Source organism: Psychrobacter sp. FME6, assembly GCF_014861365.1.
Lineage (GTDB): Bacteria > Pseudomonadota > Gammaproteobacteria > Pseudomonadales > Moraxellaceae > Psychrobacter.
The window spans coordinates 1-11,018 of record NZ_RRYW01000094.1 but is presented as its reverse complement, the minus strand read 5'-3'; the positions used below and the strand labels follow the sequence as shown (position 1 = coordinate 11,018).

Annotated in this window: 10 protein-coding genes; 7 read left to right on the top strand and 3 right to left on the bottom strand. The window is 44.3% G+C overall.

Translation table 11 applies throughout. From position 1 onward, the window contains the following. Together EI162_RS11775 and EI162_RS11770 are read left to right on the top strand one after the other, a co-directional pair. Positions 1-588 (top strand): hypothetical protein (locus EI162_RS11775; RefSeq protein WP_225736982.1); only part of this gene is annotated, 588 nt, incomplete at its 5' end. Between the two features lie 373 nt (positions 589-961). Further along, entirely contained in the window at positions 962-1,897 is a 936-nt protein-coding gene (locus EI162_RS11770) for a replication initiation protein (protein WP_192524530.1), read from the top strand. A 24-nt stretch (positions 1,898-1,921) separates the two neighbouring features. Here the strand turns inward: EI162_RS11770 and EI162_RS11765 are convergent, their stop codons facing one another. Then, a complete protein-coding gene (locus EI162_RS11765) occupies positions 1,922-2,350 on the bottom strand; it encodes a hypothetical protein (RefSeq protein WP_192524529.1) in 429 nt (142 codons plus the stop codon). Positions 2,351-2,476: 126 nt separating this feature from the next. Here EI162_RS11765 and EI162_RS11760 point away from each other — a divergent pair, with 126 nt between their 5' ends. From EI162_RS11760 to EI162_RS11740, 5 genes are all read left to right on the top strand, one after another. After that, positions 2,477-3,166: a TnsA endonuclease N-terminal domain-containing protein gene (locus tag EI162_RS11760; RefSeq protein ID WP_225736981.1), complete on the top strand. Its 690-nt coding sequence runs from the start codon at positions 2,477-2,479 to the stop codon at positions 3,164-3,166. Next, positions 3,136-5,052 (top strand): Mu transposase C-terminal domain-containing protein, encoded by a 1,917-nt coding sequence (locus tag EI162_RS11755; RefSeq protein WP_192524528.1) that lies wholly within the window; start codon positions 3,136-3,138, stop codon positions 5,050-5,052. Before EI162_RS11760 ends, EI162_RS11755 begins: the two co-directional genes overlap by 31 nt. A 9-nt stretch (positions 5,053-5,061) precedes the next feature. Continuing rightward, the gene (locus EI162_RS11750) at positions 5,062-5,952 is read left to right on the top strand and encodes a TniB family NTP-binding protein (protein WP_176483352.1); all 891 of its coding nucleotides are present in this window, start codon (positions 5,062-5,064) and stop codon (positions 5,950-5,952) included. Between the two features lie 20 nt (positions 5,953-5,972). Then, positions 5,973-7,034: a TniQ family protein gene (locus EI162_RS14935; protein WP_192524527.1), complete on the top strand. Its 1,062-nt coding sequence runs from the start codon at positions 5,973-5,975 to the stop codon at positions 7,032-7,034. Between the two features lie 689 nt (positions 7,035-7,723). After that, positions 7,724-8,611, top strand: a complete 888-nt coding sequence (locus tag EI162_RS11740) for a hypothetical protein (RefSeq protein WP_096277095.1) — start codon at positions 7,724-7,726, stop codon at positions 8,609-8,611. A 146-nt stretch (positions 8,612-8,757) separates the two neighbouring features. Here the strand turns inward: EI162_RS11740 and EI162_RS11735 are convergent, their stop codons facing one another. Continuing rightward, on the bottom strand, positions 8,758-9,654 hold the full coding sequence (locus tag EI162_RS11735; protein ID WP_192524526.1) for a hypothetical protein: 897 nt from the start codon (positions 9,652-9,654) through the stop codon (positions 8,758-8,760). Between the two features lie 54 nt (positions 9,655-9,708). Next, complete coding sequence (locus EI162_RS11730; RefSeq protein WP_192524525.1) at positions 9,709-10,716, bottom strand: PIN domain-containing protein; 1,008 nt, start codon at positions 10,714-10,716, stop codon at positions 9,709-9,711. Between the last annotated feature and the right edge of the window lie 302 nt (positions 10,717-11,018).

The following is an 11,018-nucleotide window of genomic DNA, read 5'->3' as shown; positions in this document are numbered from 1 at the left end:
GATAAAGCGGTGGAATTTACCGCGCACTTACGCCAAGTGGCCAAACGTTTTGATCACACGCTGGTTGAGAACAACAAAGCCATCATCAAGCTGTTGCGTGATCCTAACGCTGAACGTGAGCAGTATCTAGCGCTTACCAAGCATTTTACAGATTTCAGAGACAATATCGATCAAAAACGAGCGGCATTTAATACCAGCATCATCGACAAGCTAGGCGGTAGCGCAGGAGAGGTTGGCAGAATGACTCGGGACATCATCTCATCGTCTAGCTACATAGAAGGGTTAAACCATTACATCAATAATGATAGTCATTCAGTTGAGGCAAGAGACGTTGCCAAAGAATATTTAGCAGATACCTTGGATAAAACCTGTCAGCAATTCAAACTTGCGTTGCGTGATGTTAACTCTTTACCACCAACCCAGCGTAAAACCTACTCAGAGGCGCTTAAAGCCACTTTAGAGACGTTTACTGAGCAATATGGCAAAGAGCTGTCTGAAAGCCAATACAAAGCGTTACAGGGTGGTTTAGAGTCTTACCAATATCAAGTTAATAAAGCGCATTCACCTAGCCGAGGATTTAGTCCTTAATCTCATCCTTAAAAAAACGATTACTGAGGGATAAGTTACTTAGGCAAGCTACGTGGTTTAAATGATGATTTTTCACTTATCCACAAAAAATTTTATCACCCGTTTCTTTAAGGGGTTTTATTTAATCCTGTTTACTCCTGTTTACTCCTGTTTAAGAGCCTTTTTTCACCTTTAATATCAATAGCTTACAAAGAGAAAAAACAGTAAATGAGCAGAAAAAACAGTAAATGAGCAGAAAAAACAGTAAATGAGCAGAAAAAACAGTAAATGAGCAGAAAAAACAGTCATATATTAAATACTGTTTATTTAACTGTTTTTGATGTTACCATAGCTTGAATGTTTTTAAAAAAACAGTAAATGAGCAGGATTAAAAATGGAAAATAATTTAGTTGTTCAATCAAACGAGCTGATTTTAGCAACATACACAATGCAAAAAACAGACAAAGAGCTAATGCTAGCGTGTATTAGTCAGATAGACAGCAGACCTGACGCACCAGAAGTAACAAAACAGACTGAATTTAAAGTGTCTGTAGATGATATAAAGTCACTGTTCTTTGGTAAGAAGTCTAAAAACGAGCAGAACGTCTATCGTGATATGGAAAACGCAAGTAAGCGTTTGTATGACGTTGATATTGTAATGAGCTTGCCCGAAAACAAAATACTTCAAACAAGACTTGTCAGTAGTATTGTCTATGACCCGGATAACGGAGAAGTTTCTTTATCTTTTGCAGAAAAGATTTTGCCTTATTTGACACAGCTAAGAGCTAATTTTACTAAGTATAAGTTGCTTGAAATCGGCGAGTTATCAAGTATCCACTCAATACGTTTATATGAATTAGTCGTTATGTGGGTTAATCAGTTTCAGTACAGCAAAGATTTTACACTTGAAGAATTTAAGCATGTAATGAATGTCAAAGGTAAATACAAGCAGTTCGGTCATTTGCGACAATTTGTTATTGAAACAGCTATTAACGACATTAACGAGAATACAAACTATAGTGTTAGCGTGGAGTATCAGAAGAAATCGAGAGGTAAGGGATTTAGAGGCTTAAAGCTGAGTTTCCATAAAAAAACATTAGACAAGCTAACGGGTGCAGACGGTGCATTATCGCAAGCAGCCATCCAGTCCATTGTCGATAGCGTGCAGTTTATGAATGACTATAACGATCATCCAAGCCTAAGTTATGACGGCAAAATGAAGACTGACGCATTTAAGCGCGAAATGATTAATATCATACAACGAGAGCCTGAAAGTTTTAACAAGCCTAATAAGGCTTTAGAGAGCTATCTACCAAAGATTAAACACTGATACTTTTTCTAACATCCGTTAAAGTCAAAAGAACCACCGTTTTTTCTTCTTAGCCGTCGCGACGATTGAATCGTCTTTTTTTTCTTGCTCCTGTGCAAGTGGCGGCTCATCGCTCATTTCAGATTGCTTGAACTCTAACAGTCTCACTTGTGCGAAATCTTGGATACTGGCGTTGGCTTTATCCAGCGTTTTGTTCAATTGTCCTATCTGCTGCTGATAATTTTCAATTAACTTTTTTTGATCGCTTACCTGTTGGCTGAGGTGTTCATTCTTGAGCTTTTCAAGCGCTAATAGGTGTTCAATATCCGTATTGTACTGAACACTTTGACTGTTCAGAGGTGTACTTTGAACAGTGTCCACTGAACGTTCAGTACGTTTTTTAGAAATTGGCTCACCAAACACGCGCAACATTTCTGAAACGTCTATTTTCTTATCTGCCGTTGTGAATTCCACTAAAAACAGCTACTAATGCTATACTGGAACAATATCTTACGTTATTTTCGACAAGTAAATACGCTACTAATTGACACCAATATAAGCGACTGGGTGTTAAAATCACAAATATATAGGCGACTGAATATGAATCGGCCTGTTAGAGTTATTGGAACTAACCGAAGGAGCCTTACTGGGCAGGTTTCTTTCTTACGAGGAAGCACTTGCAATTTTGAGTCATCATTAGAGCGCGATTTCCTGATGATCCTCGATTTTGATCCGTTGGTCGCTACGGTTTGTGAGCAGCCGCTAACCCTTAAGTATCAAGATGATGATCGAAAAAGGCGTCAGTACACGCCCGATATGCTCGTGACTTACTCGGATGAAGCGGCGCCGATTCTGTATGAGGTTAAGTATCGCGAAGATTTGAGAGAAAATTGGCACATTATGAAGCCTAAATTTCAGGCAGCTATACGCTATTGCAAGCAGCAAGGTTGGGGCTTTCGCATTGTGACTGAGCGAGAGATTAGAGGCACTGGCCTATTGAACAATGCACGATTTCTAAGGGCCTATAGGGACTTGGCAGAGGACTCGGCTACCGCTACTCACTTGGCTAGAACCCTTGCCGTGCTCGGTGAAACAACACCTGAAATTCTACTTACAGCTGCTTATGCGAATGAGGAAAAGCGTATGTGTGCGCTTTGTTGTTTATGGCAAATGATCGCTATAGGCCGTGTTCATGCTGACCTCATACGCCCATTAAACATGTCCAGCCCCATATGGATTACTAACGGAGAAGGTTTCTTATGGCTACAGAGCCCGCTTTTCTATCGGTAACTACTGGGTCTGTGATAACAGCCAATGGTCGTACCTATAGAGTTTCGCACTTGTTGGATACAGCAACCCTCCTTGCTAAAGATACCGACACTGGAGAGGTGCACCGTCTGTCTGCGCATCAGCTTCGTCCCGTAACGGATATAGAGCTTGGAGAAGGTGGTGTTGCTGAAGGAAAGGATTTATCCGAGATCGAAGACGAAGACTGGCAAGTTGCTCAGCAGCGGTTTGCAGCAATCCGTCCTCTACTTGACGATCCATTTCGTACTCGTGCAAAGGCAGAGCAGTTAGCAGAAGAAGCCGGTGTTCACGTTGCCACTTTATACCAATGGGTTAAGGACTATCACGAGGCTGGCCATATTTCAGCATTGATACCAGCCCCGCGAGGCCGCAAGCCAGGTACGAAAAAGCTCGATAAGAAAGTCGAGGCAATAATCGAAGGGGCGATCAATGACTTATATCTAAGTCGTCAACGATATAAGCCCAGTGACGTAATTATCACTGTCAAAGCTCATTGCAAACAGGCCGGTTTACTTCCTCCTCACTCCAATACAATCCGTAACCGCATAAAACAGATTTCGACACGTGAAACGATGAGACGCCGCGGGCTACGAGATAAGGCGCGTGACACCTTTGCTCCTATCAGGGGAGAGTTTCCAAATGCGGATTTCCCTCTTGCTGTTGTTCAAATAGATCATACGCCTGCTGACGTCATCTTAGTTGATGAAGAGCATCGTCTGGCGCTTGGCCGACCGTGGATAACTCTGGCTATTGATGTCTTTTCACGAATGGTGGTGGGGATTGCGGTTAGCATGGAAAAGCCCAGTGCTATCTCAGTGGGTTTGTGTGTCTCCAATGCCATGTTGCCTAAGCATGAATATCTTGCAAACCTGGGGGTGGGGCAAGAGTGGCCAGTCTGGGGGAAAATGCGTGTTCTGCATGCTGATAACGCGAAAGAATTCCGGGGGAAAATGCTGCGCCGGGCTTGTGAACAATACGGTATCGACCTGCAATTACGTCCGGTAAAGCTTCCCCACTACGGCGGACATATAGAGCGTTATATGGGTACTGCTGCAAATGAGATACACACCTTACCTGGCACAACATTTTCCAACGTTGAGCAACGGAAAGGATATGACTCAGAAAAAGAATCAGCGCTCACCCTTCGTGAGTTTGAGCAGCATTTAGTTGAATTTATTGTTGGGGTGTATCACCGTCGCAAGCATTCTGAATTGAACATGCCACCAATGCGCAAGTGGCAACTCGGTATATTAGGAGACTCAACACAGCCGGGCTTGGGGATGCCGCCTATACCAACTGACCCCACGCGTTTGAAGTTAGACTTCCTTCCTCTTTATTCACGCACTGTGCAGCGCTACGGCGTCCAGCTGGATGAAATTAATTACTACCATGAAGTGTTGAACCCTTGGATTGGTTCAAAAGACCCCGAAAATCAAACGAAGGCTCGTTCATTTACTATCCGTCGTGATCCACGCGATATCAGTAAAGTCTATTTCTACGACCCTGAAAGTGAGATCTATTACATGGTTCCTTATCGGAATCCTACTCGACCAGCGATTAGTGTGTGGGAGTTACGGGAAGCAACTCGCCGCATTCGAGAGGAAGGACTGCGGCATGTTGATGAGGATGTGATTTTTGAGACCATTCTCAAGATGCGTCATCGTGTTGAACAGGCCGTCACGAAAACGAAGCAAGCAAGACGTCAGATGGCTCGTATCAATACGACGAAGAAACTCGCCAAGAAAACGGAATCTGTTGAAACACAAGCGCCTGCTAAGAGTGTTTTTCCTGCTCCACCTCAAACAGAGGTGCAAAGTGAGATTGATATATTCGCACTGCCTATAGAACCATTCGATGACGATGCCTAGGGAATGAATATGGCCCATTTTGATCACCTCAAGCCAGAGATTGCTGAGACACTCACCTGGACGACGGAAGACCGCATTTATTTCGCTCAGCAAAACCATTGGATTTCCTATCCTAGGGCCAAAGAAATCATGACCCGGCTTGAGGATCAATTAGCACATCCCCGTGTACAGCGGATGCCCAACACGTTGCTGGTCGGAGAAAGCGGGAATGGAAAAAGTACATTAATCGACCGTTTCAGAGAAAAGCATCCTGTGAAGATTCTTCCCTCTGGAGAGCCATTAGCACCTGTCATTGTTATGGAAATGCCCTCCGAACCAAATGAGGGGCGTTTTTGGACTGAGTTACTTCTGTCATTAAAGATAGCCCACAGAGATACGGATCCCGTGCAGCGTAAGGAGAACCAAGCTATTTCGGTATTAACTTACGTACAAGCCAGGATGCTCATTATTGATGAAATCCACAATGTGCTACATGGAAGTGCAAGACAACAGAGGCATTTTCTAGGAATGCTTAAAAGATTGAGCAATAAGCTACAGCTTCCGCTTGTAGCCGTCGGTACGCGTGACTCCATTCTCGCGCTGCACACCGATACTCAACTCTCAAGTCGCTTTGAGCCGCTGGCACTACCTCGATGGCAGTTAGATGTTAGCTTCTTGCGCCTCTTGGCCAGCTTTGAACGCTTACTGCCATTAGCTGAGCCCTCTCAGCTGTCTAGTCAGGATATCGCGATAAAGCTACATAGTATGAGTGGGGGCACCATCGGCGGCGTAGCGACCGTGCTTAAAAGAGCGACCGTTAAAGCGATCCGAGATGGTAAAGAGCATATAGACGCTAAGCTTCTTGATAACATCGGCTGGGTTAAACTCTCTGATTATGGCAAGGAGGCGCTTAAACTGTGATCAGAGGAAGCTGGGCGATCATGCTATCACCAGCTAAGAATGAGCTGTTTACTTCGTGGTTGATGCGTAGCGCCTTTGCTCACGGCCTGACCCCCTATCGGTTTGCTAATTACTGGGCTCCATCTATTCCTATCTGGAGCCGTGACATTGATCGTAGTGCCAGTGATGAGCTGCTCTATACCGTGTCGCGCCACTCAGGTTTTGATGTTGCGTCAGTCGAAAGGATGACATTACGTTCAATTGAGCAGAGTTTGGTAAAAATTCATCGTCAGGGAAATGTCCCCTTTCTTCTGTCAGCGGGGATATCTAACAAGGTACGTACCCAGCACGGCCTCCAATATTGTTCCGAATGCTTCAAGGATTATGGGGCCATCTATTATCGTGACTGGCGTTTAGGGTTTATGGTTGTTTGTCCTTACCATGGCGCCATGATGAGCGATGCTTGCCCACGTTGTGATGCGCCATTGATGCCACATCTAAGTACCGTGCAAAGAATGGATCGCTGTACGGTATGTGGGGTGTCGCTTCTTTCTCGCAAGTTACCAACCTTGTGCTGTTCTCCATTAGTGTTAGCTCTTCAATCCCAGCTACTGAAATTAGCGAATGGAACTCCGACTAACTTGCTCCCACAAGCGTCCACCAGTCCGGAAGCTCTGAGTGTCATTCGGGTAATGGCAGGCGTGCTCGCTAATTCGCTACAGCATGATCGACTGAGGCATCATTACGACTTGAAACCCTTCCATCGTCCTTCAAATCAGCGTTGCTTGTATGAGCATCAGCGTGTTGCCTATAGGACTGCAATTTTGGAAACCTTGGCATATTGGCTTCTTGATTGGCCATCGTCATTCCAAGAAGGTTCAAGTGTGCTTGGTCTAACTCAGAGGACATTCATAAAATCTATAATGCCTGCTTTTTTTGCTGAGCAGTTGTCATATCTGCCTGTGGGGGTACGAAGAACGCGCAGCACGAATCAGCAGCCAAAAGGCCCTTGTCTAAATCGGTGCCGACGAACTGAGCTTGTACAGTTCCGCCAGGAAAGAGCTCGACATATATTAAGTTTTTTAGGATACCCATTTTTGTGAGTCATAAGCCCCACTTGCAGTGTGATGACTGTGGTCGATCCATGCTTAAGGCGCAAAGGCGCTACAAAGGGAGCGCTTACTGCTCGACATGTTATGCCCGTGAGTTTAAGAAGAAGACTTGCACTAAATGCGGCGAGTCAGTGCGAGCCCATAAGTATGAAGAGAACCCGGTCTGCGGTGAGTGCCTCAGGCTGCACCGTGTCTGCGCGCGCTGCGATAAGCCGCTGCCGAGAGCCGGTTATCTTATTGGTCACGCTGCGTTTTGCAAAAGCTGCGCTCCGCATGGGCGAGAGGAACATACCTGTTCCCGTTGTGGATGTCTTTCTAGCAGATATTCACGCATCACTAATGGTGAACTTTCAGAGATTATCTGCCAGGCATGCGAAAGGAAGGCCTGCGCATTTGTAACCTGCTCGGTTTGTCGGAAATATCGTCAGCTCCATCAATATGATGTTGAAGGACGAGCTGTTTGTAGAGATTGCAGCGGGCCATATCCAAAAACTCACTCATGTCCTGACTGTGGAGCAGATACTCCCGGTGGTGGCAACGCCCCTTGCCAAGACTGTTCTTTAAAACGCCGTTTAGACCGACGAATAATGCTGAACCTTGAGTTATTTGAAGCTTCTTGGTGTAGAGCGCTATTTCTTGAGTTTTGCTCTTGGGAAAGGCTTCCTAGGCAAGCGGGAAATATGACGACGCGAATAGATAGTTATGCGCGTTTTTTGGTCATACTCGAACGGAATACTTTGTCCGTCAGAGATATTGATCAGCAACACTTATTCAATTTATTTGGAGCTGAAAAGCTTCGCCGTTCTTTTCATGTGGTGAATTTCTTAGTAGAAAAACTAGGCATAGAGTGGGATAACGAAGAGAAAGAGCAAGCGATTGAAAATAAGAGGATTAATGATATTTTGCAATGTTATGAGAAGCAGCCTTGGCATCGTGAGGTCGTCGACTATGCAAAAGAATTGAGTGAGAGAGTTACTTACAAAGAGACACCAATCAAACCTTTGACTGTTAGGAACTATCTGCGAGCAGCTATAGAGCTATTGATGTCAGCCAAGGTATCTTCCATTCAGGAACTTCCCGAAGAAGCTATCGTATCTCATGCTAAGAAAAAGCCAGGGCATTGTGCTTCCTTAGCTGTTTTCAGAACCTTTGCCAAAGATAAATACGCCGTTAATCTCGTGTTACCTGAGAAAAAAAATAAAGGGATAAGCAATAAGCAACACGTTAAAAAAATTAAGGCAGTAATGGAAAAGCTTGTTTCAACACCGAACGAGCGCGAAGCTAAAGCTTTAATGCCTGCAGCAATTTCAATGCTTTATCAGTTGCCATTAAAAAAGGTACTTATGCTTCGCTGTGCACACGTTGTGCAATCCAGCCGAAAGGTGTTCATTACTGTGGATGATGAGCGCTACGAGCTCCTCGGGCCGCTGCCTCATTTAATGAAGGTAGATCAGTTGGGAATCGACCCTGAGGCTTTTATCTTTGCTGGCAGAAGCCGTATGCAGCCTATGAGCACGGGAACTGTGCGGTACCATGTAAAAAAGCTTGAAGCGCAAATAGGAATGTAAGGTGTAGAGCTTGGCCAATGTGAGCCCTATGATAATTCGCATGATAACCATTTGTTATCGCTGACAGGCTGCCACACCTTTGCCATTTTTTTATTCGCATCAAATTGGCTATTCGCTCTAGTGGTCAATACTGATGCCTGTGATTGTTAAATCCGACCTCGCGCTCCACCACCTGAGGAACCGGGACCTTCTACATATTCGAGGTTCAGATCAACTTCAATCCGAACAGGAGGAATACCATAAACCTCATCTTCCAATCTCGACTTTGCATAGTTATTAAGTGCAAATCGCTCGCACAGGTGTCCACCTTCTCGCCATTCTGATTTTGAAAGTCCAAGTACAGTGACTAATCCCAAGCCAGCATGGTAGATTTTGTAAGGCATTGAATTTTGGCTTTCCCTTGTGCCATGAATTATCGGCTCTTGCCAAAAAAGCTCCAAAAAATTTCGCTGCGGTTCAGTAAGATTAGAAATCGTTTGATTCACCATCCCCTTAAAACGATTTTTTTCGAACTCAATAAAAAGTGGACGTACTACAGGGCTCAGCTGGAAAAAAAACTCAGCAGCGGGTGCTTGATGTATTTTTGTGATCCAACCCGATTTGCTCAGCCAGCTAACTTCCTTTTCCCGGATATCCATGCGCTGCTCTGATTCAACCAATTCCCGAAGAACTCTGAGTTCTTTGGGATTGAGGTGTGGCAGGGTCATTCTCACCTTTTTTTTAAAGTTGGCCAGATCTCTCTCTTTTCTTAAACTAGCCTTTCGATCATTCTGCAAACTTAAGATCTTGAGACATCCAATTTCAAGCAACCTGACTACAAGGTATGAAACGGAGAACGCTCCAACTGTCAGGAAAAGAATTATGTAATCATCGGGAAAGCCAATATTAGAGAATAGTTTTGAGGCTGGCCTCCAGAGCAATAGAACAAGCAAAACCGTACCTAGTGCTCTAGCTGCTGATGTTACAGATGAGATCGAATCAAAGAATCTAATAGCCCATTCAGGCACAAAACCCCCTAAATTTAACGGTTTATGAGTGCGCATGCGTGCCTTTCTGGCAACAAGCACCTAACTATCTATCTGTAATGCTTCGTTAACTTAGGTGTCCAACATATCCCATTCGTCACCTAGAACCCAACGCAGCGCTGATAACTTCCCGTTGATTATTCCCCACTCAAAGTCACTCCATGGGCCTGTATCTTCATATTTCTCTTCAATGCGTTCAGCTGATTTAATAGCACCTTGGAGGATATGATCATGAATTACATCTGAGCCATAGCGCTCAGTTCCTTCAGGAACGATTTCAATTTCACCGTTTTCGATGAGCCATATACGGTTTTGATGACGGTTGTACCAGACCTTATCGACAAGCTCATCCATGGAGTCTAATATTTCTCTCAACCCTCTGGTTTCTTCTGAAAAATCATGTTCAAACTCGACTTCGGCAAGCAAATCAGGATCAATGTGGTCAATAGCTGGAGTTAGATTATTGAAATATAAAGAATTAGAAAATGAAAATATCTCGTCAAAATCCGAGTGCGGTTTTCGATGATCTTTCGAGGAAAAGTCGTTATGGTTATGGGTAACAAAAATACAAGTATCACAGCTACGATTTAGGCTACTCATAAACTCAAAAAACTGCTCAATGATAACAGCATCTGCGACAGAGTTTTTGTTTATATGAAAAGGCGCTCTTTTTTCTAGTCCACGTTGAATGGCAGCGATTTTTGAACGCTCACTAACTGGAGTTACCACTGCCGATTCAATTAGTCTTTCAACTCTATGGATAGTTGCGTAATTTGCCTCGGTTAAAAGGGGCAGTCTTGCATTGATATCATTCAGAACGTCTATGGTCGCTCCTTGCTTTTCACCAGCAAACTCATTTACCACAGCCTTGACCTGCTTAAATTCTTGAGACAGTCGTTGCGCAGTTTTCTTCGCCACACTCTCCTTATTTCGCTCATACTCATCAATAACCAGGTCAGCCAAGACTAATTTTACGCTGTTCGAACTCACCAGCTCCTCTAGTGCAGACACAAGAGGGAGATCATTTCTTTTCGTAGAAACATCTAGCAAAACACATGTATCGAGAAAGATGTAATTCATATGATCCTTATTCTCCCTTGTCATTGGTTCTGGCTCAAGTTAACGCCCGCATAAAGCGCGCGGGGTACGAGCGTCGGCTTCGATGCATTTTTTAGCCAATTTGATTCTCGGAATTCCAAAACCCATTCCATCCCCGGCTGGGACAAACCAAAGGAGTTAGCACCATGTTCTATGTCATGAGCGTAACCGAGACGGTCGTAACCCACGCCCGCACCCCGAAGACCTACCAATCCGCCGAGGTGGTGTTTGTAGTGGCATAATAAAATTGGACAGCTTCTAAGAGGTTATAATAACCCAAAGAA